This window comes from Pseudarthrobacter siccitolerans, from assembly GCF_001046895.1.
In the GTDB taxonomy this organism is placed as follows: Bacteria; Actinomycetota; Actinomycetes; order Actinomycetales; family Micrococcaceae; genus Arthrobacter; species Arthrobacter siccitolerans.
In genome coordinates, this window is the sequence record NZ_CAQI01000051.1 from 85,348 (window position 1) to 108,928 (window position 23,581).

A 23,581-nucleotide genomic window follows, 5' to 3' on the forward strand; every position below is an offset into this window, starting at 1 on the left:
ACCCGGTTGTTCGGCACTTCCCCAAGCGTCAGCTGCCTGGGGCCCTCCGGGAGGAGCCGCCGTCGCTCCTTCCTGACGTGCCGCCGTCGTACTCTGCCGTGCCCGCGCCCTGCTGCGTTTCGCCGCTGTGGTCCTCGCGGATGACGGGATGCTCGAAGGTGGGGGCAGGTCCGGCGTGCTCGCGCCTGCGGATGAGATGGAACAGCCGGTGGGCAAGGATGACCATGCAGACCCAGGCGAGTCCCAGGACCCATCCAGCCATCACGTCCGTCAGCCAGTGGTGCCCGAGGAAGACGCGGCTCAACCCCATGGCGACGATGAAGATGGCGCCGGCCGTGATGGCTGTGATCCTGGCCCAGAGGATCTGGAACTGCAGGCACATGATGTAGACCAGGACGCCGATCACCACGGTGGTATTCAGGGTGTGGCCGCTGGGGAATGATGGCGAGGTTTCGTAAGGCGGCACTGCCTCTGAATGATCGGGGCGGGTCCTGCCTACGAGGCGCTTGCCGTACGTGGTGGCCAGCGTGGAGACGAGCGCCGCACCGCCCACCAGGACGATGGGACGCCACGTCCGGCTCAGGAAAGTCAGCCAGGCGGTGAGGATACTGGCCAGGATGGGCATGCCGATTCCGCCGCCCACGTTGGTGAAACCGGTGACGAGGGCATCCACTTCCGGATTCCGCAGCGTCTGCGAATATTCCAGGGCAGGAATATCAAGGCTGGCAAGCCCTTCGTCATCCACCACGTTGGAGTAGACCTCGGCGCCCAGCAATGCCAGGGTGAGCACCAGGGCTCCGCCGAGGATCATGGTCAGCCACAGGGCGGCATACGGCTTGATCCACGTCTCCACGCGTTCTCTGACGGTGCTCATTATGCCTCCCGGCGGATGTACGTCACGGCCTCTGGGTATCCTTCGAAACTATCATTGAGCCATGGTCTCCGCAGAAAAGAATCACCACGAGTGGATGGGCCTTGCCCTGGCGGAAGCACGCCGTGCCCTGGTGACGGAGGACGTTCCCATCGGCGCCGTGGTCATAGGGCCCGACGGCGGCGTCCTGGGCTCGGGACGGAACCAGCGGGAGGAGCTGGGAGACCCCACCGCCCATGCCGAGGTGGTGGCCATCCGCGAAGCGGCTGCGCGGCTGCGGGAGCTGTCCCTGGCCGGCGGCGGCAGCGGGGACGGCTGGCGGCTGGCCGACTGCACGCTGGTGGTAACGCTGGAACCGTGTGCCATGTGCGCCGGTGCCATTGTCCTGGCGCGGATTCCCCGCGTGGTTTTTGGGGCGTGGGATGAGAAGGCCGGGGCGGCGGGTTCTGTGTTTGACGTACTGCGCGAGCGCCGGCTCAATCACTGGGTTGAGGTTTACGGTGGGGTGCGCGAGGCAGAGTGCGGCGGGCTGTTGCGGGACTTTTTTGTGGGGCACCGCACGGGGATTTAGGCGGCCCGTTCTCCAGCCTTAGGACTGCGCCGATCTATCTTGGGGCCCGCTCTTGGAGACTGCTTCCAGTACAAGCCGGGCCGGCTGATCCCATCCCGGCAGCCTGTTCCGTGTTTCCACGGCTGCCGCCCGCCACGCGTCGCTGGTGCCTGTGTCCTGCAGCCAGGCCCGCAGCACGGCCGCGAGGAGGGCGGGGCCTTCCGGGCTGTCGCCTTTTGGGCCGTCAGTTCCCGGAAAATGCACTGCTGTTCCAGGCAGCGTTCCGCTTTTGCGTTGTTCCGGCGCCGCAAACCCCAGGGCCTGCACGGCACCTGTCCCTGCACGCACCACCACTGGGATTCCATGTGCCAGCGCTTCCGTGACCACCATGCCGAACGCCTCAGCCCTGGAAACCAGGACGCTCAGGTCCGAGCGGTTCCATTCGGCTTCGAGATCCTGCCCCTTACGTTCCCCGGCAATCCGGATACGGCCCTCCAGTCCGTGTGCGGCTACAGCTGTCCGCACACGCCCGGCGTAGTCCGGGTCCGCCTGGTCCGAACCCACCAGCGCCGCCGTCCATTCGAGTTCCCGGATAAGGGCGAGGGCTTCGACCACCAGCACCTGGTCCTTGTTCGGCAGCAGCGCGGCCACGGTAGTGATGTGGGGCGGAACGGAGCCTTCCGCCAGCGGCGCCCTGTCAGTCCCGGGCAGGGCGACCCGCAGTCCCCGCAATCCGTGCCGCTTTTTCAGGACGTCAGCCGCCCAACTGCTCGTGCAGATGACTCCCGAGGCAGCGCGAAGGGCCCGGGCCTCACGTTCCAGGGACTCGTCTCCGGACTCTTCGGGCACGGGCATATGGACCAGCACCCACGTTTGCTTCCCGGCCTTCGCCGCGAACTCAAGCTCGTCCGGGACGCCCACGGCGATGAGCCCGTCCACGATGGCCACTGGTTCCCCGGGTCCTGCTTCCGGTTCCCAGGCTCCGACAAGGCTGCCCAGCCGGCGTCGTTCTTTTGCAGTGGACTCGGGCCAGGAACCTGGGACGGGGATGACGTCCACCGCCGCGCCCAAGGCTCTGAGTCCCTCCACCAGCCGGGCGTTGTAGACGTTGCCGCCGGAGTTGTGGCGGATGTTGGCGGGCACAAGCAGCCGAAGGGGGCGCATGGGATCAGGCGGCGGGAAGGTCCAGCGAGTAGGTGGCCCAGGCGTCGGGGTTCTCCCGCAAGGTGACGTCGATGCCGGCGAGCTGGCCGCCGTCGTCGTCTTCCTTCAGCTTTTCCGCAACGGACTGCGCAATGTACTCAGCCAGCGCCTCGGTTGTGCTGAGCTTGCCTTCGAAATCCGGGTGCTCGTCCAGGTTGCGGTAATTCAGGCCGGCCAGCACCTCCTCGATGAGGGTGCCCGCGGCACCGATGTCCAGGACGATGGCGTTGTCATTGAGCGTCCGACGGCGGAACGTCACCTCTGCGACAAAGGTGGCCCCATGCAGGGCCTGGGCAGGGCCGAAAGCCTCCCGGGGAAGGCTGTGGGCGATCATAAAATGGCGGCGGACGGTCAGGCTGAACATGGCTACCTCTGATCTCTGGGGGCTTGGTCTTTGGGGTCGGCTTCGGCTTTTTGTGAGTCTTCGTCGTGGGGGTACTCGATAACGTGGCACAGAGCGTCGAGCCTGCCGCCTGCGAGTTCCTGCACTACACCCGGGAGTTCGGAGAACGGAGACGATCCGGTGAGGAACGCATCAAACACCGGATCCGCCAGGAGGGATACGGCCAGGTCCAGGCGGTCGGCATTAGTCCTGCGGTGCCGGCGTGCGCGCGCCACCACTCCCACCTGACTGGCCCTGATGGAGAGGCGGCGGGCGTGGAAGTCCTCCCCCAGCGGCAGCGTGACCTCGCGGTTGGCGTACCAGGACATTTCGATGACGTCACCCTCATCACCCACCAGCTGGAGGCTGCGCTCCAGGCCTTCTTGGGAAGCAGAACAATGAAAGACAATGTCGCAGTCAGCGAGGGCGTCATCCGGGTGGGTGAACTCCACGCCTACGGTGTCTGCCAGCCGTTTCCGCGCCGGGTCCAGGTCCACGAGCTGGAGGCGCTGCAGCGGAAACGTCCTCAGCAGGGCGGCAACCATCCCGCCCACCAGGCCTGCACCCACAACGGCCACGCGGTCCCCCAGGCGCGGGCCGGCCTCCCACAGGGCGTTGACCGCTGTTTCCACTGTTCCCGTCAGGACCGCACGCGGTGACGGTACGTTGTCCGGGATCCTGGTGAGGGCATCCAACGCCACCACGTACCGGTCCTGATGCGGGTTGAGGCAGAACACGCGCTGGCCGATCCACTCCTCCGGCCCCTCCTCTACGATGCCCACCGACAGGTAGCCGAATTTCACTGGGCCCGGGAAGTTCCCCTCCTGGTGCGGGGCCCGCATCGCCTCTGCAACCCGGGGCGGGACCGAACCGTGGTGGACCACCATCTCGGTGCCTTTGCTGATCCCCGAGTACAAGGTGCGGACCAGGGCCTCACCCTTGCCGGGGGCGTCGAGCTCCTCCGGCCGGAGCTCGCCGTGTTCCCGGGCGGTAGTCCAGTAGGCCGTTGCATGAATTGGCGCGCGTGAGTTAGTCATCTTGCTGATGAATCTAGCGGCCCGCGTGCGTTGGGGAAAGTTGGGCAGCTGCTTGCAACACCCCACGGTCCTCCTCAGGATCGTTCACGTGACGCCCACGTTCGCCTTGCGCATGGTGTCCGGGAGGGGTTCTTCCGGTAGCGGGTCGTCGGGTGGGTTGTCTCGGGACAGGAACCAGTCCGCGAAGGTCTCTTCGGGAATCTCGTCTTGAAATAGTTCATGGGGGAAGGGTGGTTCGTCGGGCGGGGGGCAGATGTGGGAAAGGTCGTCCGGCAGTGTTGGTACTCCGGAGAGGTCTTCGGTTGGTTCCCATTGGTCGAGGAGGTCATCGAAGGCGCGGATGCTTTTCGGCACGGCGGCGTCTGGCCAGTGGGGTGGTTCCCAGTCCTGGTGTTCGCTTTTGTAGTGGCGGCCGGTGGGTGAGATCCAGCCGGGTGGTTCGGTTTTGCTGGCCGGGGTGGGTTTCCAGCCGCTGGTGTGGCGGAGTTTGTGGTGCTTCGGGCAGGGCTGTCCCAGGTTCGATACCCCGGTGGGGCCGCCCTGGCCCCAGGCGAGAATATGGTCCGCCTCGTTGTCCGGGGATGGGTTGTTGCAGCCGGGGAAGGGGCATTTGCCGTCCCGCAGCCTGAGCCATTGCCGCATTGCTTTGCTGACCCGGTAGCTGGTCCGGCCGATCTCCAGCGGCGCCCCGTCCCGGGGGTCGACCAGGACCCGGTAGAACGAGGCGGCACCGTCGGCGACGAGCCTGCGGGCCATCGAGGGCGGGATCGGCCCGTGCCCGTCCAGCATTGCTGGCTCATCGGTCTGGCCCATGAGGGAGAGGGCCGGCACGGTGACCAGCACCTGCGCCCGGATCGGTGATCCTGTTCCGGGAGCTGGTCCTGCACTGGTTCCATTACCGGCAAATTCACCGCCATCGCCAACACTGTCCGCCCCGCAATTGCCGATCCCGTTGTCGCCGCCAGTGCCGCTCTCACCGCCGGCACCAACGCCGGTGCCACCGCCATTGTTGCTCGCGGTGGTGCCGGTCGTGAGGAGGCCTTCGGTGAAGGTGTCGGCTTTGAGTTGGGGCAGGCTGCGGGTTTCGTTGGGGCCTTGCTTGCCGCGGGCGATGGCGGTGAGCCGGTTCCAGATTGCCGAGGCGTGGTCCGCGGGCAGGAGCGCGGCGACCCAGGCCATCCCGTCGTTGTCGGGCCAGTACTCCACCCGCCGGTCCGCCACGGATTTGGCGTGGCGTTTTTCCAGGCTTTCGGGGTGGTGTCGCTCCCGCCAGGCCCGGGCCCGGGCCTTGAACCGGTACGCGGGCATCTCCCCGATCGGACACCCGCGGGCCGCGCCCGGGGCGTCCGGGTCCAGGAAATGGGCCTCCAACGCCGCCGCCCCGGCAGGGTCCAGGCAGGAGGTTTGCTCCACCATGGTCCGGGCATGGGCCCAGGACATCGTCCCGGCCTGCAACGCCGCCAACGCCCTGGGCAACGAGGTGGTCAACGCATGGGATTCTGCCAGCAATGCCCCCGCGGCCCGGTCACCGATCGCCAGCGCGCACCCGACCTCGGCCACCAGGCTCCGGTCCTGCGCGGTGGCCTCCTGCGGAGAGGACGCCGGGCCGTTCAACGCTCGCGTGGCCCCGGCGAGCACCGCCACCGCCAGCGCCTTCACTGCCGCGATCTTCGCCTCCGACCGCCCCGCCGCCGCCAGAACTTCCACTGCCGCATCAGCCAACCGCTGCAACGGATCATCATCGGGACCGCCAGGGACAGCACCCCCGGAAGCGTCCGGGCCGGACACAGCAGCATCCTGGCCCCTCAACGCAGCCATAAAGGCAGCGACCGAGGCATCAATAGCTCCCTCGGCCTGCACCACCACCGGATCCCTTTCCATGCCTCGATCATCCTGCGGGGGTATGACAAAACCGGGTGCCTCCGAACGCGCAGCGACGGCACCAGTGACCTCTTCCACCTGCACCACCGCCGGCTCCATTTGCATACCAACATCATCTTGCGGGGGTCTGACAAAACGGTCCCTACTGACCGGTCCCCCCGAAAGACTCTTCAAACTTTTCCCGCTCAGATTGAGCATCGATGTGGAGTTGGTCGACAAATGGGGGCCTTTTGTGACCGCTTTTTGTCGCACCACTGCACGTGAGCAGTCTTGAATCCCTAGGCTTTCGAGGCGCGGAGGTTTCGAGACACCGAATCGGCTTAGGAGAAGGGTGTCGGCTGCGAACAGAAGGGGTCGGACCAAGGCAAGCTGAAGGCCGGTGATTCATTGCCCCCAAGGCATTGAATCACCGGCCTTCAGTGGTTCTTATTTGCCGGCGCGAACGAAAGTGACGGCGCCCTTGGAGGTCATCCAGGGCAGGGGGTGGACGGCGGTTTCATTCTTGCCGTTCAGGCCGGAGCTGAGGACCTGGCCGTCGCCGACGTAGATTCCTACGTGGCCGGACTGGACCACCATGTCGCCGGGCTGAGGATCGCTGACGACGGTGCCGTAGTTCATGAACTGCATCGGGCCGAGGTCGCCGACGGGGATACCGGCGGCATTGAGGGCGTTTTCGACCAGCCGGGTGCAGTCCTGGATCATCCCGATCTGGGCGTAAGCGGAGGAAACCATGATGGCATTGACGCCACCGGCTGCCGGTGCCGCAACGGGAGCGGCAGCAGCGGGCGTGACGGTGACGGTGACCTGAGCCTTGGCCGGGGCGGCAGCCTTCGCCGCGGCCGGCGCCGCAGCAACGGCCGCGTTCGCGGTCTCGACGGCAACAGGCTTGGGGGCTTCCACGACGGGGGCCGGCGTGGTTTCCACGACGGGACGCTCGAAGGAGATCTGCACTGTGGCATCCGCGCTGAGCGGGGTTTGTACCTGGCTGGTGACTTCCAGGTTTGATGCCGGCTCGGCCTCACGCTGGGTAGGGGCGTCTGCTGCCTGGGCGGCCATGCCGCTGGTCAGGACGAGCCCGGAGGCTGCTGCGATGACCGCGGCCTGGCGGCTTACACCGCCGGCGTTGCCGGCAACGGACTTTGTCAGGACTGCGAGGGGGCTGGTGTGGACGGGGACCGCGCGGCGGCGGCCGTGAGCTTTGCTGTTGGGCATGAAAGGGCCTCTCCCACTGCCTGCGAGGTTAGCTGTCGGATTCGGATGGGAGACACCCGGCCGTGGTGGTGCACGAATGCACCGGGCACGGCTTCACCCCAAGGCCTGCCGGAAGCAGGCCAATATTGGGTTCCCCGTCTCTGCCGGACGAATTTTGCGAACGGATCCCGGGCAGCGGCAGAGTTAGGCAAGTCTGCTCAGGAGTGCCGTATTCGGAGAAACCGGCACGGCTTCAGACCCTACGTCACATCAGCCCCATTTGTCACATTTGCATAACGGCAGGACTTCAAGGCACTGTTTTGGCCCCTTGCGGAGTATACCCCCTGGGGGTATATTGAGGGTGTTGTCAGTGAAGTGGTATGTCCCGGTCGGTGCCCGCACCGTCTTTCACAGCCGTTCAACCCCAGCGCCCATCGATCCTTCATCTTCAAGGAATGGAAACTGACATGTGTGGAACCGAAAACCGTACCGAACTGCCCCTGGCTTCAGCCGCTGGAGGTTGTAGCTGCTGCTCAACCGAAGCCTCTTCCGCATCCTCCAAGACCACCGGCGTAAGTGCTGGCGCATTCGCCGTAGAGGGTCTGACCTGCGGGCATTGCGTGCAGACCGTTGAGAAGGCCGTCTCCACCCTTGAGGGTGTGGAGTCCGCCTCTGTTGACCTCGTTCCGGGCGGCCGTTCCCGGTTGATTGTCGGCGGCAAAGCCGACGACTCCGCTGTGCGTGAGGCTGTTACCTCCGCTGGCTACACACTTATCAGCAACTGACCTCTCTTACCTTCCCCGGCGGCGAACGTGCCCGGAGGAGGTGGAGTCTCCTCTTGAAGGAGGAACTATGGAAGATCACACCCAGCACCACGGCGGCGGCCCCGCAGGCCACCACGCCGGGCATGCGCCCCTCACCGAATCCGACAGCCCTTCGCCTGCATCGGCCACCGCCGTCGCGGTTACCGAGCACAGCCACGGCCACCACGAGGTCCATGGCGGGCAGGATGACCACGCGGTCCACACCCATGGCCAGCACGCCGGGCACAGCACGGCGATGTTCAAGAACAGGTTCTGGCTGACCCTTGCCCTGTCCGTCCCGGTCGTTTATTTCAGCCCGATGGTCGGGCACATCCTGGGCTACATGGCCCCGATGTTCCCCGGGTCTGCCTGGATTCCGCCCGTCCTGGGCACGGTGATCTTTTTCTATGGCGGGCTGCCGTTCCTGAAGGGCGGATGGCAGGAACTGAAGACCCGCAGGCCGGGCATGATGCTGCTGATTGCCATGGCCATCACGGTCGCTTTCGCCGCGTCCTGGGTCACCAGTTTGGGGATCGGTGGTTTTGATCTGGACTTCTGGTGGGAGCTGGCCCTGCTGGTGGCCATCATGCTGCTGGGCCACTGGATCGAAATGCGCGCCCTGGGATCCGCGCAGGGCGCACTTGATGCCCTGGCCGCGCTGCTGCCGGACGAGGCCGAACGCGTCACTGATGCCGGCACCGAAACCGTCCCGGTCTCTGAACTCCGGGAAGGCGACATCGTTCTGGTCCGCTCCGGCGCGCGGATGCCCGCCGACGGAACGGTCGTGGACGGGCAGGCCGAGTTCGACGAGTCGATGATCACCGGTGAATCCAAAACGGTCCCCAGGGGACCCGGAGACGCTGTCGTGGCGGGAACGGTGGCGACGGATAACAGCGTCCGGGTCCAGGTTACGGCCGTCGGGGATAACACTGCCCTGGCGGGCATCCAACGCCTTGTCGCCGAAGCGCAGGCGTCCTCCTCCCGGGCCCAGGCTTTGGCCGACCGGGCCGCGGCTTTCCTGTTCTACTTCGCCGCCGGTGCAGGGGTCATCACCTTCATCATCTGGACGCTGCTCGGGAGCGTCCCGGAAGCTGTCACCCGCACCGTCACCGTCCTGGTGATCGCCTGCCCGCACGCACTGGGCCTAGCCATTCCGCTGGTCATCGCCATCTCCACCGAGCAGGCAGCCCGGGCCGGGGTGCTGATCAAGAACCGGATGGCGCTGGAGCGCATGCGCACCATCGGCGTTGTCCTGTTCGACAAGACCGGCACCCTCACCACGGGCGAGCCGGACCTCAAAGACATCGCGACCGTCCCCGGTGAAGACGCCGACGCGCTGCTGGCCCTTGCCGCGGCCGTGGAGGCCGACAGCGAGCACCCCGTGGCACGGGCCATCGTCCGGGCGGCCAGGGAACGGAACCTGAGCATCCCGCAGGCCACTGGCTTCAGCTCCCTGACCGGGCGCGGTGTCCGCGCTACCGTCAATGGCCGGACTGTCCACGTCGGCGGGCCGGCGCTGCTGCGCGAAGTCGGTGCCACCGAACCGGAAGATCTGGCCGGATCCACCAGCACCTGGATGGGCCGCGGAGCGGCGGTGCTGCACGTTATCGACGGACACCACGTTCTCGGGGCGGTCAGCCTGGAGGACAGCATCCGTCCCGAGTCACGGCAGGCCGTCGCAGCGTTGCAGAACCGCGGCGTGAAGGTCGCCATGGTCACCGGCGACGCCCGCCAGGTCGCCCAGGCAGTGGCCGAGGACCTGCACATCGATGAGGTGTTCGCCGAAGTCCTGCCCGCTGACAAGGACAAAAAGGTCGCCGAGCTCCAGGCCCGCGGCCTGAAGGTCGCCATGGTCGGTGACGGGGTGAACGACTCCCCGGCCTTGGCCCGGGCCGAGGTCGGCATCGCGATCGGCGCCGGCACGGACGTCGCGATGGAATCCGCAGGAGTGGTGCTGGCGGGCAATGATCCCCGGGCTGTGCTGTCGATGGTTGATCTGTCCCGGGCCAGTTACCGGAAGATGTGGCAGAACCTGATCTGGGCCACCGGATACAACGTCCTGTCCGTGCCGCTGGCAGCCGGTGTCCTGGCCTTCGCCGGGGTCGTGTTGTCCCCGGCAGCAGGGGCAGTGCTGATGTCCGTGTCCACCATTGTGGTGGCCCTGAACGCCCAGCTGCTGCGGAGGGTGAAACTCAATCCCTCCCAGGTGCGTTGAACAAAGAGGTCGTGACCGGCAGGAAAGACTCCTGCCGGTAGGCTTAAGAACCTGAACAACCTGCACGGAAGGGAGGACCCGTTGTGAGCGCACCATCGCGTGAAGGCTTCACCGCGTTCCTCCTTCGTGCAGGCTTCCTGACGGCTGCCCTGGCCATCATCGCCGGCATCTTCGGCATGCACATCATGACCGGCGCCCACCACGTGAGCGCCGCGCACACCATGCCGGCAGCAACGGCCCAGTCCACCGTGTACCTGGAAAGCCTTCCCGCCAGCCACTCCCACGGAATGGGCGCGTCGCCGGACGGAACGACAGTTTCCCAGGCAACAACTGGCTCCTCGTCGTCCTGCGGCCCTGCAGGTTCCTGCCCGGAAATGTCTGCCGGGGGCAATGCGTGCGTGCTGGCCCCGGGAAACACAACACTGGCCGCCCCTGACCCCGGCATGGTGCCCTACGCCTTACCGGACTTCGGTGCGGCGGCCGCGGCCAGCATCAACTATTCCTATTCACCGGCCAGCCCCTCCCCCGGTGACCTCTCTATCAGCCGGACGTAAACCAGCACCGACGGCGCCGTGCCCTGCCCGGCGCACCGTCCAGCCATGTCGGCACGCATCACGACAGGCCCTTTCGGGGGCAGTCACCACATGCAGTCCAAAAGGCGCGCCTGCGCGCCGCTGATACTTTTGAGGACCCTGATTTTCATGAAAAAGACCCTGACCATTTCCGCTGCCGCGATCGCCGCAGCAATCGCCCTGGCCGGCTGCTCCGCCGGCTCTGATACCGGAAGTTCGGCGACCAGCATGCCCGGCATGAACCACGGCGGCTCGGCGATGCCATCGACCTCAGCCCCGGCAACGTCGGCCGCAGCCTCGGCGGACTTCAACGATGCGGACACCATGTTCGCGCAGATGATGATCCCGCACCACACCCAGGCCGTGGCCATGAGCGACATCATGCTCAAGAAGGAAGGCATCCCCGCCGCGGTGACCGACCTGGCCACCAAGATCAAGGCAGCCCAAGGCCCGGAGATCGAGAAGATGACCGGCTGGCTTCAAAGCTGGGGTCAGCCCACCGAAATGCCCTCGGCACACAGCATGGAGGGCATGATGGGCGAGGACGACATGGCAAAGCTCGAGGGCGCGCAGGGCACCGAGGCCGCCAAGCTGTTCCTGACCCAGATGATCGCCCACCATGAAGGCGCCGTCATGATGGCCAAGACCGAAACCACCGACGGTAAGAACGCCGACGCGGTCCAGCTCAGCAAGGACATCGTCAGCTCCCAGGAAGCCGAAATCCAGGAAATGAAAGACCTGCTGGCCACCCTGTAGCCAGCACACCAGAAAGGCGCCGGCCCCGCCCCCCAGGGGCCGGCGCCCTCACACATTTCCCGGACCACCTTTGGAGTTCCCGTGCCCCTGCGCTTTATGACCCGAGGACGTTCCGCCGCCGGATTCTCCGCGGCCGCCCTCTTGCTGACCCTGTCCGCCTGTTCCTCCGGCTCACCGGCTGCGACCGCACCGTCCACTGCGGCCGCCGGTCTTCCCAGCTCCCACGTCCACGGCCTGAGCGTGAACCCCCAAACGGATCAGGTCCTGCTGGCCACCCATGAAGGCCTCTTTGACGTCACCAAGCAGCCCAAGTCGCCCGCCACCCAGATCGGTGACACCAACGACCTGATGGGCTTCACGGCAGCCGCTGACCAGGGCGTGTTCTATGCCTCCGGGCACCCCGGCCCCGGCTCGGACCTGCCCAACCCCATGGGCTTGATCCGCTCCGCGGACGGCGGAAAAACGTGGGAGCAACTGTCCCGCCAAGGCGAATCAGACTTCCATGCCCTCGCCACCGCCAAGTCCGGGATCGTCGCCTACGACGGAACGCTTCAGACCAGCCCTGACGGGAAAACCTGGACGACGGCCACCGCCGGGTTCGTGCCGGCCGTTCTCGCCGGCAACCCCGAAACCGACACCGTTCTGGCCACCACCCGCGAGGGGCTCCAGCGCTCCACCGACGGCGGAAAAACCTGGGCGCTGAACACCGCAGCCCCCATCATTCAATTCGTTGCGTACGCCAGCGGCACCGAAGTCTTCGGCGTCGAACCCGACGGTGCCGTCCACCATTCAACAGACGCGGGAAGCACCTGGACCCAAACGGGCTCAATCAAAGGACAGGTCCAGGCGATCACCGCTGTGAAAAAGCCAGACGGGAAACCAACAATCTGGGCCGCCACCACCGAAGGGCTCGTCGTATCCACCGACGGCGGCAATCTCTTCCGTACCCCTCCCGGTGCCTGATGAGCACCGCCGGGTTCGTTGCCTGATCGTGGCAGTGTAGGTGGCTCGCTGATGGAGCATCAGGAGAGGATCTGGTTCGTGGACCCCGCCACGCTGCGGGACGTAGTCGTGGACCGGGAGGCAATGGAAGCCCGGTTGGGCGACTGCACGGACCTGGAGCGCGTCTGGGTTTTATCCCTTCTGGGACGGGGTGACGAAGCAGTCAACGAAGCCCAACAGCTGCTGGCCGCCTCCACGGACCCGTTCCGTGCCCTGCTCGTTCTCGCCTATGCCTATCAGCGGCTGTATCGCTGGCGGGACGCCGCCCAGGTGCAGGAACGGGCCCTTCGTGCTGCCCGCACGACGTTCAGGGAAGCTCAGGTCCGCCATCAGATCGGGCGGCGGCTTTTTGACGAGGGTCTTTACCTCGCGGCCGCGGCCGAGTTCGAGTGGGCGGCTGACCTGTTCAAAGCTGCCGGACGTCCCCGCGCAGCACTGACCTCCTACAGAGCAAGGGAACGGGCCAGGAAGGTAAACCGGCAAAGCCGGCTCCCGGACTAAAAGGGCCGTTACTTACCAGCACGAGGACAGCCATACTGGCGCAAGGAGGAAGGAGGCGGACGGGAACACAGGCCCGGGCGCCACAAACACAATCCAGGCGGTGCCCGGAACATTTTTCAGCTACTCAAACCTTGGAAAGAGAGAGTGCACAATGACCCACGGGACCACACACAAACTGCTTGATGCCTACCCCAAGGACCTTGGTGGCATCGACACGCACAAGCTGGCCGAATGCATCGCGGCCTGTTTCGACTGCGCCCAAGCCTGCACTGCCTGCGCTGATGCATGTTTGAGCGAGGACATGGTGGCCGAGCTGACCAAATGCATCCGCACCGACCTGGACTGCGCCGACATCTGCACCACGACGGGCAACATCCTCTCCCGCCACACCGGCTACGACGCCAACATCACCCGCGCCGTACTCCAGGCCTGCGCCACCGCCTGCAAGGCCTGCGGAGATGAATGCGAACAGCACGCCGGAATGCACGAGCACTGCCGGATCTGCGCCGAAGCGTGCCGGCGCTGCGAGCAAGCCTGCAACGAACTGCTTACCTCTCTGGGCTGACTGGAGCCCGCCCTGCAGACGCCGGGGTACCCGGCGCCTGCAGGGCGTCCAAAGTGACTCCGACCAGCCGGGTCACGGCCTCATGTGACGCCAGTCCGGCCGCAGCGCCAAGGGCATGAAGGCAGAAGGCAGCCAGAACGTCCGGGGCAACATCGACGCGGAAAATTTTCGCGTCCGCGCCCTCGGCAATGATCTCTGCGATGAAATCCGTGAGGTGCTGGTGAGCCCGCCCCGCGTGGGCTCCCTGGTGCAGACGCGCCGCGTCTGTTTCGTCGTGGCCCGAGCGTGACAGGAAAGCATAGGCGTGCAAAACGGCTTCAAGCTGCTGCCGGGCTCCGGCGTTCTGTCCTTTGACGTCGACCAGCTCGTTCAGATGGGCCTGGATCTGGCGCTCGTGCCAAGCCAAGATGATGGACTCAACATCCGGGAAGTACTTGTACAGCGTTGCCCGGCCGATGCCTGCAGCCTGGGCGATCCCCGACATCGTCACCCCCGAGGCGCCCTGGCCCGCCAAAAGGCCAGCGGTGGCGTCAAGAACCGCACCCCGCACAGTATCCCGGTGGGTTTCGATCGTCTCGTTCCAGAGCTTGGGCATACCCGAATGCTACAACCTGACGCAGGATAGACATAGTGCCGATTGCGATACATACTGTTTACAAAACCACGTGAAGGATCATGATGACGAACTCCGGCTCCACCCCCGACGGCCGCTCCGCCGACAGTAAGGAGACCCGGCATAAGACACCGCTGTGGGTGAAGGGATTCCTGGTCGCTGCGGCTGTGATCGTGGTGGCCTTTGCTGTCATGCACCTCACCGGCGGCGGTATGGTCATGAACCACACGCCATGAAAGTCATGCCCCCCGCGGTACGCAAGGCGGCCCTGACGCTCCACATCATCTCGTCTGTGGGCTGGCTCGGCGCTGTCGCCGCGTTCCTGGTGCTGGCTGTCACCGGTCTAACGTCCGCCGATGCGCAGCTGGTCCGCGCGGTGTATGTGGGCATGAATCTGGTCGGGTGGGCGATCATCTTGCCCTTGAGCCTGGCTTCGCTGCTCTCCGGGATCATCCAGGGCCTCGGCACCGTGTGGGGAGTGTTCCGGCACTACTGGGTTCTGATCAAGCTCATCATCACCGCCGTGGCCACACTGCTGTTATTGGTGCATCTGCAGCCGGTCACTGCCATGGCCAACATGGCCTTGGCAGCTGACCTGGGCCCGTCGGACATGAACGGGATGAGGGTCCAACTGGTCTTCGACGCCGGCGCCGCCATCCTGGCGTTGCTCGTGACAAGTGTCCTATCTGTTTATAAACCTCGAGGGCTGACCCGCCACGGACAGAAAGTCCTCGACAGGCAGCAGAGTCAGATCCGGTCGGTTAAAGGCGCCGACGCCTGAACATTACCTGTGAGGCGCGGAGCTGAACGGCCACCCGACTCCCGAACCCCTTCCGGATACTGCCACCCCGGAAGGGGTTCGGAGTGAGGTTTTAGTTGCGTCCGGCGTTGTCTGTCAGCCATTGGCGGAAGTCGACGATTTCCTTTTCTTGGGTTGCGATCCCGGAGGAGGATTCGTCCCGCAACTTGGCATGGACGGCACGTGATTGGGGTTCAAGGAATTCGATGATGCCCCCGGTGTGGTGCGGGATCATCAGCCTGACAAATTCGACATCGAATGCCTCGCCGTCCGCGACTTCGGCCAACTGCTTCATCTGAGCCTGCATCTCTTGGTCCATGGCTGCCATTACCTCCCGGGCTTCGGGGGAGGCTTGGGCGGCTGCTTGTTCCGGAGTCAGCCCGTACCACTGTTCAAGCCAGCGGGTGAACAATTCGATCTGCTCCTGCTGCCCTTTGATAATGTCCCGGGCATGACTGCGGATATGGTTATCGGCGCCGCGCTCAAGCTCCATTTCGGCCATGTCGATCGCCGCTTGGTGGTGTGGAATGATCGCCGCGAGGAAGGTGGTTTCCAGTTCCTTGCCTTCAAGCGCGGCCAGGATTTGGCCGAAGCGGTAGGAAAGTGGTGATGTAGCCTCAGGCTGGATGTCGCCCTGCTTCTGGACCTGAATTTGTGCAGAAGTTCCTGATACAGGCAGGACTGCCGAGGCGGCAGGCGCGCCCACGAGCACGGTCGCCGCGATGGTCAGGCAGGCAAAGGCTGGGCGGACAGGTGAGGGTGCAGATTTCATTTCGGTCTCCTGATGTTTTTGTTTCTATTCACGATCGCCGGCGAAAGACAGAGACCTGCCAGCGGAAGCCGTTGCATGTCACCCGTTGGGCAACCTCACGGCGCAAGACGCGAATCCGAGCAGTGCTGGCTGTCGTCGCCCCCGCGACCTGTGCTTTGGAAGGCCAGTGCTCGTCCGGCGTGCAATTATCTGCCCGCCAGCGTTCGCGTTGACTGATTCTTAGCTGGATCCGTACCGGTTCAGGATGGATTGCATTTGGGTGATTTCTTCTTGTTGGGACTTCACGATCGAATCGCACAGCTCGATGATTTCCGGGTCGGTGATGTCCGATTCCTGGCAGACCAGGATTGCGCGGGAGTGGTGCGGGATCATGGATTTGAGGAACTGCTCATTGCCCACGAACGTTTCCGTCCTTCCCAGCGCGAACACGCCGGCAAAGAGCACAGCGAACCCGACCAGCAGGGCGATGTTCGCTTTCTTGTTTTTGAACATCGACCACATGCCGATGATCATGACGATGGCCATCGCCGAGACCATCAGCAGTGCCATCCAAAAGTTGCTCAGGTTGAAGTAGAAGTGATCGATCGAGCGGACCATTGACATCGACAACACCCACATCAGCCCCAGGCTGACCAACAAGATGACACCGAATTTCACGTACATTCGGGCTGAGCCGTGCCCGCTGGTGCCGTGGTCCGAGCCCTTGCTCTCGTTGGCGGCCGGATCGTCATGTTGGTGCTGCCCTGCTTGCTGTTGCCGGTGCCCACCGGTTCCGGGGCGGCTTCCGGAATTACTTGCTGCGCTCATGAAGGGGAACTCCTTTCAAACCCGCAGATCCCCCTCCCCGCCTGCGTGGTGCATTGATCGGAATGGGGGTCTGAACGGGGATTTTGCGGCACCGGGATGAAAGGTCCCGGTCCCGCCGTCGGCTGTGTTCTGGAGTGATTTATCCGAGCGTGGACAGAAGTTCCTGGCAGGCCGTTTCGCAGCGGCGGCAGGCCTCGGCGCAGACCCGGCAGTGATCGTGCATTCCGGCGTGCCGTTCGCACTCGTCACCACATGTTTTGCAGGCAGTACGACAGGCCTCCAGAACGGCGCGGGTGAGGTTGGCGTCATAGCCGGTATGCCGGGACAGGATGTTGCCGGTTGTTACGCAGATGTCGGCGCAGTCGAGGTTGGTGCGGATGCACTTGGTCAGGTCAGCGACCATGTCTTCGCTCAGGCACGCGTCGGCGCACGCGGTGCAGGTCTGCGCGCACTCGAAGCAGGCCTGGATGCACTGGGCGAGCTTTTCCTTGTCTACGCCGCCAAGATCCTTCGGATAGGTATCGAGCATGGACATTACATGATGGGTCATTGGTTTCTCCTCCTACAGGGGACGGCCAACCCGATGGTTCGCCGCTGAATGGTCATTCGCTTCGTTGTTGTTCTGGCCCTCGTCGGGCCAAACGGCCGGTTCGACGACCGTTCAGAAAGCCGCTGCGCGTCAGGCAGGCTGCAGCACCAAAGTGCTGGTTTACGTCCGGCTGATGGACAGGGCCGTCAACGACGGGGTGAGATGATCCCTCTTTTCCAGCGCGGGATCCAACCAACCAAGCGGCACGTAACCGTTAAGGGGAGGCGCTAGTTTCGCCTGCGCAGAGGCGGCAGAGGCAGGTTTGGGATACGTCCGCTGGGCCGGGGTGATGGCCTCGGGTGTGCTCTTCTGCTGCCAGCAGCAGGCATGCCGGGACGGTGATCCTGCGGGATCGTCCACGGCCGCGATTGCCCCGGCGGGGTTGGTGTGCTTGGCCGCAATCGGCACCGCTTGGGAGACGCCCATGGCCACGGTTCGGTGGTGGTCCATCTGCAGGCACAGGGCAGCCGCGGCAGATGTGGTGAAAGCCACCAGCAGCGAAAGGCTCAGGACGGCCCGCACCACCGCCTGCACGGTGACGCTCGTTCTCCCGCATGCTGATTGTGAAATAAGGCCTGCCTCCGGTCTCGTCCGGACAGTTCAAGTCCAACCCTAATAAAAGATCAGCATGCTGACTAGTTCGATGCGGTCCCTATTGAACGCCGTGCGCCCGGAGGTGCCGGCTTTGGCGCCCGTCCCCGTCTCATAACTCTTGGTAAACGAGACCTCTCATCCGGCGAACAAACAGGCGCGCGGTCAAGACCTTGGTTCCAGTGCAACCAGACGACTTTCTCCGCCCGCGGTCATTCTCACAACTACGTCTCGAAAGTTGCTGGTCAAATTGCCGTACCAACCATTAGTTATAAGACATCGGAGATAACCATGACGAAACTGATTGGATATGCACGAGTTTCGACCCGGCAGCAGTCCGCCGACCGGCAGCGGGTGGACCTACTTGCCGCCGGCGTTCGACGCGATGACCTCTACATTGACCACGGAGTCTCCGGCGGACGCTCTTCACGACCCCAGTTCGATCAAGCACTTGACGCGCTCATGGAGGGTGACACCCTCGTCATCACGACTTTGGACCGGCTCGGGCGATCCACTCAAAACATGCTTACTTTTGCCGATGAACTCCGCAGCAGGGGTGCTGGCCTTCGTGTCCTGAATCTCGGCGGAGGTGACGTCGACACAACGACACCCATGGGGTCCCTGCTGTTCACCATCATGGCCGCCCTTGCGCAGATGGAACACGAGATCAAACGCGAACGCATCACGGATTCGATCACCAAACGCAGAGAAGCTGGAAAGGACCTTGGCGGCCGACCCCTCAGCGTCACTGACAGCCAGATTCGAAACGCAGTCCGCCTGGTCGAAGGCGGTGAACCGGCGGCGCAGGTCGCCCGCGACTTCGGAATGTCCCGGGCAACCTACTACAGGCGGTCACGAGCACTCACGAACCAGCAGGGCGACATTTAGCGCCGTAAGCCATTACCGCCAACATTCTCAAGCATGGATGGTTCACCCAGGTTGGAGGCTCTTTTCAAGCAGTAGAGAAGGCGATCGAGCGAGACGAATAAGGGGCAAGGGCCTACCCCGTCCGCCCGTTTTGGGGTTGGGCGCCTCGCTCCGGTACCCTATTGAGGTTGGTGACGTGTCCGAGCGGCCGAAGGTGCAACACTCGAAATGTTGTTTGGTGTAAAAGCCAACGTGGGTTCAAATCCCACCGTCACCGCCAAATGAGAAGGCCCTGCTTCCCCTTGTAAACAAGGGGAAGCAGGGCCTTTGCTGTACCTGCTACCGGGGTTAGGGCGTGTCTCCTTATTGGCGTAGCCAGATCAGGACCGAGTAGAGGGCGACCCCGGAGCGGTAGGTGATGGCGAGTTTGTCGTATCGGGTGGCGATGCTGCGCCATTGCTTGAAAATGTTGAAGGACTGCTCGACGACGGAGCGGCCTTTGTAGGCCTCGCTGTCGAAGTCCACCGGCCGGCCGCCGCGGGCGCCTTTGCGTTTGCGGTTGGCAATCTGATCCCGAGGTTCGGGTATGACTGCCTTAATTTTCCGGGCCCGCAAGAGTGAGCGGTTGGCTTTGGAGGAGTAGGCCTTGTCACCCATCACCGCGTCGGGGCGAGTCCTTGCCCGTCCCATGCCGGGGCGTGGAACCTTTATTGCGTCCATGACGTGTGGGAACATTCGTGAGTCTGAACCTTGACCTGGTCCAATGATGAAGGCCAGCGGCCGGCCTTTCCCGTCGCACGCGTGGTGGATCTTGGTGCCCAGTCCGCCCCGGGACCGTCCGACGGCGTGATCCTCAGGTTCGACCCAGAGTTTCTTGTAATTCGGGACGTCCCCCTGTGCTGCGGGGAAGGTTCGTCCCGTGCTGGTGGGCGCGGTTGATCGTCGAGTCCACCGACACCGTCCAGTCGATCTCACCGGCGGCGTTAGCCTCGGACAGCAGGACGGCGTGGATCCGGTCCCAAATCCCGTCCGCGGCAAAACGGCGGTGGCGTTTCCACACCGTCTGCCATGGACGGAACTGCTCCGGAAGGTCCCGCCAGGCGATCCCGCACCGATACCGGTACGCGATGCCCTCCACGACCTGACGGTGGTTCCGGAACGGACGCCCGCGTTGTCCGTCGGAGCTGGGCAGCAACGGCTCAACGCGGGCCCACTGTTCATCCGTAAAAACCTGGAAACGAGACACGCGCTCAAGTTTTCCAGTCAGCCGCCAGGTATTTGAGAGACACGCCCTAGCCCCCTGCTACCGGCCAACTTCCAAGAGTGATGGGGCGTTGACCGGAAAGCCTCAGGAAGTGATGGCGCGATGGGCAAGAAGCGGCAGGAGCTGATGGCGCGTTGGGAAGAGCAAGCGTCTCGGCTTGGACAACGAACCGAAAAAGGGCCACTGAATTGGGGTTCCCTCACAAATTGCGGGGGACCATGGCTGGATACCATGGGCTGACCGGACAGAGCCGTCCGGACCGATCTACGCAGAAGGAACCCATGGCCGCGGTTACGGTGGACGACATCCTCTCGGATCTCCCCCTGGGGTTCGCAAGCCTCATCCTCCGCCCGGCGAACGGTTCCGCGATCGAACGTTTCCTGATCGCGGACGCCGAGGACGAGATACCCGACGGCGCCGGCGCCTTTGTCCTGTTGATTGGGGTGCGCGGGCGGTCGGCTTTGCCCGCGTTGCGGCGGCTCCTTCAGAACCCGCCCCCGGTGGTCGCCGTCAAGGGAAGCCGTGAAGAGCTCTCCGAGGCTGAGGAACTGCTCCGTGACGCAGGCACCGGCTTGCTCCTCGTGAACCCTGCCGCCGACTGGGACCGCCTGCTCTCCATCGCCAAGGACCGGATCCAGCCGCGCAGTTACCAGAGCGAAGTTCTGACGCTCCTGGAAGAAGACCTGTTTGCCATCGCCCAGACCACGGCCAGGCTCACCTCAAGCCATGTGGTGATCGAGGATGCCGCCAACAAGGTGCTGGCATATTCCACCGTCTCCAACGACATCGATGAGCTTCGGAAAGCCTCCATCCTGGCACGCCGGGGTCCCCGGAAATACGAGCTGCTGCTCAAAGACCTCGGCGCCTACCGGGAACTGCACGGAACACGGCTCCCGGTGCGCGTACCGGCGAGGCCCCAGGACGGGCTGCGCGAGCGGGTGGCCATCACCCTCTTCGCCGGGGACCGGATCATGGGCTACATCTGGCTGCAGGAAACCGGCGGCGGCTTCGGCCCCGACGTCGACCATGTGCTGAAAGGCTCCGCCGCCCGGACCTCCGCCGAGCTGATCCGCTACCGCAACCAACAGTCGGTACATATGCGCGAAGACCGGATTGCGCGGATCCTCTCAGGCCCGGCGGAGGCAGCAGCCAGCGCCCACAGCGAGAAGATCCCCGCAGAACGCCCGGCCGCCCTGATCCTGATCGGAATATCGGATGCGGAAGCCCAGACTGATGACGCTGCCCTCAAGCACGGCGAGCTTGCCAACCTGGCGTCCATCCACGCGGCTGCCTACAAGGCCTCGGCCATCGTGGGGCAGTTCAAGGGGGACACCGCCGTGATCGTCCCCGGCCTGCAGTCCTCCGCAGCAGCGGAACCGGGGCTCCGGGCCCTCGCCGAGTCCATCGTGCGGGATGCGCGCAAACACCTCGGGATCACTCCGTTCGCGGCAGTAGGACCCGTCGTCTCCGACCTGTTGTCCATCCATTCCGTCACCCGCATCGCGGAGGCACTCCTGAGCTGCGTGGCCAGGTCTGCGCAACCGTCCGTTGCCACCGTGGACGACTTCGAGGGAGAGATCCTTTTCCGCGAAGCCGTGCAGAATTTCGCGTCCTCGGGCTTCCGCCACCGAAGCCTCTCAGCCCTCCTGCGGGAGGACGTTGAACTCGCGGAAACCCTCCGGGTCTACTTCGAATCGTCCCTTGATGTCGCCGAATGCGCCCAGCGGATGAAGCTGCACAAGAACACGGTCTACTACCGGATCAGCAAGGCCTCCAGGGTGACCGGCCTGGACTTCGGCAACCCCCGCGATTCGCTGGTGGCCTTGCTCCATATCCAGGAAAGAACCGCAACCTCCACAGAACATCAAGGCAGGAAATGACCACCGCACTCGAGGCACCGCCGCTCGGCCCCCTCCTTGACGACCTTGTCCTCAGCCACCGGCCGCGGCACGAGACCGGCTCCGTCCCGGCGAACATCCCTTTCCTGGCAAAAGTCCCCTATAACTCGTTCGGGATGGCCATCGCCACCACCTCGGGCCAGGTTTTCAGCTCGGGCGACGCGGACGTCCCCTTCTCCATCCAGAGCATCTCCAAAGTCTTCACCCTGGCCATGGCGCTCCGGGGCGACACCACGGGAACGCTGTGGACCCGCGTCCTGCGCGAACCTTCCGGAACCGCATTCAACTCGCTGGTCCAGCTCGAAGTGGAACACGGGATCCCCCGCAACCCCTTCATCAACGCCGGTGCGCTGGTGGTCACGGACCACCTGATGGAGGAAACGTCCGACGCCGCCACGCAGCTTCTGCGGTTCCTCACCGCAGAAGCTGGCAGCGTTGGGCCGTTCATCGATGAGGCGGCAGCGTCCAGCGAGCTTTCCGGCAGCAGCCGGAACCTGGCCCTGGCGCACTTCCTGAAGGATTTCGGCAACCTGAAGCGGACGGCGGAATCGGTGGTGGAGAACTATGTCCGCCAATGCTCCATCATGATGAGCTGCGTCGAGCTCGCCAAAGCCGGACTCTTCCTCGCCCGGGAAGGCCAGGGAAGGCTGGGGCCGGTTTTGTCGCCAAGTGACGCCAAACGCGTGGGCTCCATCATGCTGACGTGCGGGATGTACGACGCCGCCGGCGAGTTCGCCTACCGGGTGGGCCTTCCCGGCAAAAGCGGTGTGGGCGGCGGGATCCTGGTCATTGTTCCGGGTGAGTGCGCCATTTGCGTCTGGAGTCCCCGGCTGGACGCCAAGGGCAATTCCCTTGCCGGGACTGCTGCCCTCGCCGATCTTTCCGACCGCACCGGCTGGTCGGTCTTCTAACGCTGCCGCTGCCGAAGAATCCACAAATCTTCCCCCAACCCAGTTAGATCTCCCCAGATCGAAAGGATCCCCCATGCCCAACAACCCCAATGACGAGGTTGCAGCACACGAGATTGACGGTGGGCATGCGCATGCCTCTGAGAGTGCCCTGCATGCCGAGGACAAGGGCTACCACAAGAATTTGAAGCCCCGGCAGATCCAGATGATCGCGATCGGCGGTGCGATCGGCACCGGCCTGTTCCTCGGTGCCGGCGGCCGCCTCAACGCGGCCGGCCCGTCCCTGGTCATCGCCTACGCCGTCTGCGGGTTCTTCGCGTTCCTGATCCTGCGCGCCCTGGGCGAACTGGTCCTGCACCGGCCCTCCTCAGGCTCGTTCGTCTCCTACGCCAGGGAATTCTTCGGCGAAAAAGCCGCGTTCGTCTCCGGCTGGTTCTACTGGATCAACTGGGCCACCACCACCATCATGGACATCACCGCCGCCGCCCTCTACATGCACTTCTTCGGCAACTACATCCCCTGGATGGCCAACGTCCCGCAATGGGCCTGGGCCCTGACCGCCCTCCTGGTCGTCCTGGCCCTGAACCTGGTCTCCGTCAAAGTCTTCGGCGAAATGGAATTCTGGTTCGCCCTGATCAAAGTCGCCGCCCTGGTCATCTTCCTCATCGTCGGCACCTACTTCGTCATCTTCGGAACCCCCGTCGACGGCCAGCAAGTCGGCCTCAGCCTCCTGTCCGATAACGGCGGGATCTTCCCCAACGGCCTGCTGCCCATGATCATCCTCATGCAAGGCGTCCTGTTCGCCTACGCCTCCATCGAACTCGTCGGCACCGCGGCCGGCGAAACCGAAAACCCCGAAAAAATCATGCCCAAAGCCATCAACTCCGTGGTCTTCCGCATCGCGGTGTTCTACGTCGGCTCCGTCATCCTCCTGGCCCTGCTGC

The 23,581-nt window shown here is 64.4% G+C and carries 26 protein-coding genes, 1 tRNA gene and 1 riboswitch; of the genes, 15 read left to right on the forward strand and 12 right to left on the reverse strand.

All coding sequences use genetic code 11. The features are described from left to right. Positions 1-28 precede the first annotated feature (28 nt). Positions 29-874, reverse strand: a complete 846-nt coding sequence (locus tag ARTSIC4J27_RS16865; protein ID WP_083435518.1) for a phosphatase PAP2 family protein — start codon at positions 872-874, stop codon at positions 29-31. Positions 875-935: 61 nt separating this feature from the next. On the opposite strand from ARTSIC4J27_RS16865, the gene ARTSIC4J27_RS16870 reads away from it, so the two are divergent. Next, positions 936-1,442: a nucleoside deaminase gene (locus ARTSIC4J27_RS16870; protein ID WP_050056362.1), complete on the forward strand. Its 507-nt coding sequence runs from the start codon at positions 936-938 to the stop codon at positions 1,440-1,442. A gap of 18 nt (positions 1,443-1,460) precedes the next feature. Here ARTSIC4J27_RS16870 and ARTSIC4J27_RS16875 read toward each other — a convergent pair whose 3' ends face one another. The 5 genes from ARTSIC4J27_RS16875 to ARTSIC4J27_RS16895 all read right to left on the reverse strand — a co-directional run bounded on the left by ARTSIC4J27_RS16875 (position 1,461) and on the right by ARTSIC4J27_RS16895 (position 7,136). Then, entirely contained in the window at positions 1,461-2,585 is a 1,125-nt protein-coding gene (locus tag ARTSIC4J27_RS16875) for a glycosyltransferase family 4 protein (RefSeq protein ID WP_050056363.1), read from the reverse strand. 4 nt (positions 2,586-2,589) lie between these two features. Next, positions 2,590-2,988 (reverse strand): 6-pyruvoyl trahydropterin synthase family protein, encoded by a 399-nt coding sequence (locus tag ARTSIC4J27_RS16880; RefSeq protein ID WP_050056364.1) that lies wholly within the window; start codon positions 2,986-2,988, stop codon positions 2,590-2,592. A 2-nt stretch (positions 2,989-2,990) separates the two neighbouring features. Beyond that, the gene (locus ARTSIC4J27_RS16885; protein WP_050056365.1) at positions 2,991-4,043 is read right to left on the reverse strand and encodes a zinc-dependent alcohol dehydrogenase; all 1,053 of its coding nucleotides are present in this window, start codon (positions 4,041-4,043) and stop codon (positions 2,991-2,993) included. A gap of 84 nt (positions 4,044-4,127) precedes the next feature. Beyond that, positions 4,128-5,924 carry an HNH endonuclease signature motif containing protein gene (locus ARTSIC4J27_RS16890; RefSeq protein WP_050056385.1) on the reverse strand — a complete coding sequence of 599 codons (1,797 nt, stop codon included), beginning with the start codon at positions 5,922-5,924 and terminating at the stop codon, positions 4,128-4,130. Between the two features lie 426 nt (positions 5,925-6,350). Next, complete coding sequence (locus ARTSIC4J27_RS16895) at positions 6,351-7,136, reverse strand: NlpC/P60 family protein (RefSeq protein WP_050056366.1); 786 nt, start codon at positions 7,134-7,136, stop codon at positions 6,351-6,353. A gap of 3 nt (positions 7,137-7,139) precedes the next feature. Further along, positions 7,140-7,305, reverse strand: a riboswitch (cyclic di-AMP (ydaO/yuaA leader). Between the two features lie 277 nt (positions 7,306-7,582). Between ARTSIC4J27_RS16895 and ARTSIC4J27_RS23605 the strand changes: the two genes are divergently transcribed. The 7 genes from ARTSIC4J27_RS23605 (at position 7,583) to ARTSIC4J27_RS16930 (ending at position 13,529) form a co-directional block, all read left to right on the forward strand. Continuing rightward, positions 7,583-7,900, forward strand: coding sequence for a heavy-metal-associated domain-containing protein (locus ARTSIC4J27_RS23605; protein ID WP_407681137.1), 318 nt, complete (start codon positions 7,583-7,585; stop codon positions 7,898-7,900). A gap of 67 nt (positions 7,901-7,967) precedes the next feature. Beyond that, entirely contained in the window at positions 7,968-10,133 is a 2,166-nt protein-coding gene (locus ARTSIC4J27_RS16905; RefSeq protein ID WP_050056367.1) for a copper-translocating P-type ATPase, read from the forward strand. Positions 10,134-10,216: 83 nt separating this feature from the next. Next, positions 10,217-10,687 carry a hypothetical protein gene (locus tag ARTSIC4J27_RS16910; RefSeq protein ID WP_050056368.1) on the forward strand — a complete coding sequence of 157 codons (471 nt, stop codon included), beginning with the start codon at positions 10,217-10,219 and terminating at the stop codon, positions 10,685-10,687. Positions 10,688-10,834: 147 nt separating this feature from the next. Beyond that, positions 10,835-11,461 (forward strand): DUF305 domain-containing protein, encoded by a 627-nt coding sequence (locus ARTSIC4J27_RS16915; protein ID WP_050056369.1) that lies wholly within the window; start codon positions 10,835-10,837, stop codon positions 11,459-11,461. Positions 11,462-11,542: 81 nt separating this feature from the next. After that, positions 11,543-12,424 carry a F510_1955 family glycosylhydrolase gene (locus ARTSIC4J27_RS16920; protein ID WP_235436738.1) on the forward strand — a complete coding sequence of 294 codons (882 nt, stop codon included), beginning with the start codon at positions 11,543-11,545 and terminating at the stop codon, positions 12,422-12,424. Positions 12,425-12,475: 51 nt separating this feature from the next. Continuing rightward, a complete protein-coding gene (locus tag ARTSIC4J27_RS16925; protein WP_050056370.1) occupies positions 12,476-12,964 on the forward strand; it encodes a hypothetical protein in 489 nt (162 codons plus the stop codon). A 151-nt stretch (positions 12,965-13,115) separates the two neighbouring features. Next, the gene (locus ARTSIC4J27_RS16930) at positions 13,116-13,529 is read left to right on the forward strand and encodes a four-helix bundle copper-binding protein (protein ID WP_050056371.1); all 414 of its coding nucleotides are present in this window, start codon (positions 13,116-13,118) and stop codon (positions 13,527-13,529) included. Here ARTSIC4J27_RS16930 and ARTSIC4J27_RS16935 read toward each other — a convergent pair. Continuing rightward, on the reverse strand, positions 13,513-14,124 hold the full coding sequence (locus tag ARTSIC4J27_RS16935) for a TetR/AcrR family transcriptional regulator (protein ID WP_050056372.1): 612 nt from the start codon (positions 14,122-14,124) through the stop codon (positions 13,513-13,515). The genes ARTSIC4J27_RS16930 and ARTSIC4J27_RS16935 overlap by 17 nt on opposite strands. Positions 14,125-14,207: 83 nt before the next feature. On the opposite strand from ARTSIC4J27_RS16935, the gene ARTSIC4J27_RS22835 reads away from it, so the two are divergent. Further along, complete coding sequence (locus tag ARTSIC4J27_RS22835; RefSeq protein ID WP_161799586.1) at positions 14,208-14,378, forward strand: hypothetical protein; 171 nt, start codon at positions 14,208-14,210, stop codon at positions 14,376-14,378. Further along, positions 14,375-14,923 (forward strand): DUF2269 domain-containing protein, encoded by a 549-nt coding sequence (locus tag ARTSIC4J27_RS16940; RefSeq protein ID WP_200900849.1) that lies wholly within the window; start codon positions 14,375-14,377, stop codon positions 14,921-14,923. Before ARTSIC4J27_RS22835 ends, ARTSIC4J27_RS16940 begins: the two co-directional genes overlap by 4 nt. A 91-nt stretch (positions 14,924-15,014) precedes the next feature. Here ARTSIC4J27_RS16940 and ARTSIC4J27_RS16945 read toward each other — a convergent pair whose 3' ends face one another. The 4 genes from ARTSIC4J27_RS16945 to ARTSIC4J27_RS16960 form a co-directional block, all read right to left on the reverse strand. After that, positions 15,015-15,713, reverse strand: coding sequence for a DUF305 domain-containing protein (locus ARTSIC4J27_RS16945; protein WP_050056373.1), 699 nt, complete (start codon positions 15,711-15,713; stop codon positions 15,015-15,017). A 219-nt stretch (positions 15,714-15,932) separates the two neighbouring features. After that, positions 15,933-16,520, reverse strand: coding sequence for a DUF305 domain-containing protein (locus tag ARTSIC4J27_RS16950; protein ID WP_235436739.1), 588 nt, complete (start codon positions 16,518-16,520; stop codon positions 15,933-15,935). A 139-nt stretch (positions 16,521-16,659) separates the two neighbouring features. Beyond that, positions 16,660-17,070, reverse strand: coding sequence for a four-helix bundle copper-binding protein (locus ARTSIC4J27_RS16955; protein ID WP_083435520.1), 411 nt, complete (start codon positions 17,068-17,070; stop codon positions 16,660-16,662). 159 nt (positions 17,071-17,229) lie between these two features. Then, on the reverse strand, positions 17,230-17,643 hold the full coding sequence (locus ARTSIC4J27_RS16960; protein ID WP_050056375.1) for a hypothetical protein: 414 nt from the start codon (positions 17,641-17,643) through the stop codon (positions 17,230-17,232). A 348-nt stretch (positions 17,644-17,991) separates the two neighbouring features. Here ARTSIC4J27_RS16960 and ARTSIC4J27_RS16965 point away from each other — a divergent pair, with 348 nt between their 5' ends. Together ARTSIC4J27_RS16965 and ARTSIC4J27_RS16970 are read left to right on the forward strand one after the other, a co-directional pair. Further along, complete coding sequence (locus ARTSIC4J27_RS16965; protein ID WP_050056376.1) at positions 17,992-18,588, forward strand: recombinase family protein; 597 nt, start codon at positions 17,992-17,994, stop codon at positions 18,586-18,588. Positions 18,589-18,757: 169 nt separating this feature from the next. After that, positions 18,758-18,847: transfer RNA gene (locus tag ARTSIC4J27_RS16970), tRNA-Ser, on the forward strand. A gap of 83 nt (positions 18,848-18,930) precedes the next feature. On the opposite strand, the gene ARTSIC4J27_RS22265 is transcribed toward ARTSIC4J27_RS16970, so the two are convergent. Next, positions 18,931-19,813 (reverse strand): IS5 family transposase gene (locus tag ARTSIC4J27_RS22265; protein WP_152683906.1). Its coding sequence is split into 2 segments (ribosomal slippage): positions 18,931-19,452 and positions 19,454-19,813, totalling 882 coding nucleotides; the frame shifts between segments, so codons are not numbered across the junction. 299 nt (positions 19,814-20,112) lie between these two features. On the opposite strand from ARTSIC4J27_RS22265, the gene ARTSIC4J27_RS16985 reads away from it, so the two are divergent. From ARTSIC4J27_RS16985 to ARTSIC4J27_RS16995, 3 genes are all read left to right on the forward strand, one after another. Further along, on the forward strand, positions 20,113-21,711 hold the full coding sequence (locus tag ARTSIC4J27_RS16985) for a PucR family transcriptional regulator (RefSeq protein WP_050056378.1): 1,599 nt from the start codon (positions 20,113-20,115) through the stop codon (positions 21,709-21,711). Further along, positions 21,708-22,640 carry a glutaminase gene (locus tag ARTSIC4J27_RS16990; RefSeq protein ID WP_050056379.1) on the forward strand — a complete coding sequence of 311 codons (933 nt, stop codon included), beginning with the start codon at positions 21,708-21,710 and terminating at the stop codon, positions 22,638-22,640. Before ARTSIC4J27_RS16985 ends, ARTSIC4J27_RS16990 begins: the two co-directional genes overlap by 4 nt. A 73-nt stretch (positions 22,641-22,713) precedes the next feature. Continuing rightward, positions 22,714-23,581 (forward strand): amino acid permease (locus ARTSIC4J27_RS16995; protein ID WP_152683907.1); only part of this gene is annotated, 868 nt, incomplete at its 3' end.

What these genes read in the sequence shown, in the direction of transcription:
- ARTSIC4J27_RS16945 (WP_050056373.1), bottom strand. Translation starts at nt 15,713, where the DNA reads ATGAAATCTGCACCCTCACCTGTCCGCCCAGCCTTTGCCTGCCTGACC.
- ARTSIC4J27_RS23605 (WP_407681137.1), top strand. Translation starts at nt 7,583, where the DNA reads ATGTGTGGAACCGAAAACCGTACCGAACTGCCCCTGGCTTCAGCCGCT.
- ARTSIC4J27_RS16870 (WP_050056362.1), top strand. Translation starts at nt 936, where the DNA reads ATGGTCTCCGCAGAAAAGAATCACCACGAGTGGATGGGCCTTGCCCTG.
- ARTSIC4J27_RS22835 (WP_161799586.1), top strand. Translation starts at nt 14,208, where the DNA reads ATGACGAACTCCGGCTCCACCCCCGACGGCCGCTCCGCCGACAGTAAG.
- ARTSIC4J27_RS16885 (WP_050056365.1), bottom strand. Translation starts at nt 4,043, where the DNA reads ATGACTAACTCACGCGCGCCAATTCATGCAACGGCCTACTGGACTACC.
- ARTSIC4J27_RS16905 (WP_050056367.1), top strand. Translation starts at nt 7,968, where the DNA reads ATGGAAGATCACACCCAGCACCACGGCGGCGGCCCCGCAGGCCACCAC.
- ARTSIC4J27_RS16940 (WP_200900849.1), top strand. Translation starts at nt 14,375, where the DNA reads ATGAAAGTCATGCCCCCCGCGGTACGCAAGGCGGCCCTGACGCTCCAC.
- ARTSIC4J27_RS16985 (WP_050056378.1), top strand. Translation starts at nt 20,113, where the DNA reads ATGGCCGCGGTTACGGTGGACGACATCCTCTCGGATCTCCCCCTGGGG.
- ARTSIC4J27_RS16955 (WP_083435520.1), bottom strand. Translation starts at nt 17,070, where the DNA reads ATGACCCATCATGTAATGTCCATGCTCGATACCTATCCGAAGGATCTT.
- ARTSIC4J27_RS16915 (WP_050056369.1), top strand. Translation starts at nt 10,835, where the DNA reads ATGAAAAAGACCCTGACCATTTCCGCTGCCGCGATCGCCGCAGCAATC.
- ARTSIC4J27_RS16935 (WP_050056372.1), bottom strand. Translation starts at nt 14,124, where the DNA reads ATGCCCAAGCTCTGGAACGAGACGATCGAAACCCACCGGGATACTGTG.
- ARTSIC4J27_RS16895 (WP_050056366.1), bottom strand. Translation starts at nt 7,136, where the DNA reads ATGCCCAACAGCAAAGCTCACGGCCGCCGCCGCGCGGTCCCCGTCCAC.
- ARTSIC4J27_RS16890 (WP_050056385.1), bottom strand. Translation starts at nt 5,924, where the DNA reads ATGGAAAGGGATCCGGTGGTGGTGCAGGCCGAGGGAGCTATTGATGCC.
- ARTSIC4J27_RS16880 (WP_050056364.1), bottom strand. Translation starts at nt 2,988, where the DNA reads ATGTTCAGCCTGACCGTCCGCCGCCATTTTATGATCGCCCACAGCCTT.
- ARTSIC4J27_RS16950 (WP_235436739.1), bottom strand. Translation starts at nt 16,520, where the DNA reads ATGAGCGCAGCAAGTAATTCCGGAAGCCGCCCCGGAACCGGTGGGCAC.
- ARTSIC4J27_RS16965 (WP_050056376.1), top strand. Translation starts at nt 17,992, where the DNA reads ATGACGAAACTGATTGGATATGCACGAGTTTCGACCCGGCAGCAGTCC.
- ARTSIC4J27_RS16865 (WP_083435518.1), bottom strand. Translation starts at nt 874, where the DNA reads ATGAGCACCGTCAGAGAACGCGTGGAGACGTGGATCAAGCCGTATGCC.
- ARTSIC4J27_RS16930 (WP_050056371.1), top strand. Translation starts at nt 13,116, where the DNA reads ATGACCCACGGGACCACACACAAACTGCTTGATGCCTACCCCAAGGAC.
- ARTSIC4J27_RS16990 (WP_050056379.1), top strand. Translation starts at nt 21,708, where the DNA reads ATGACCACCGCACTCGAGGCACCGCCGCTCGGCCCCCTCCTTGACGAC.
- ARTSIC4J27_RS16875 (WP_050056363.1), bottom strand. Translation starts at nt 2,585, where the DNA reads ATGCGCCCCCTTCGGCTGCTTGTGCCCGCCAACATCCGCCACAACTCC.
- ARTSIC4J27_RS16925 (WP_050056370.1), top strand. Translation starts at nt 12,476, where the DNA reads ATGGAGCATCAGGAGAGGATCTGGTTCGTGGACCCCGCCACGCTGCGG.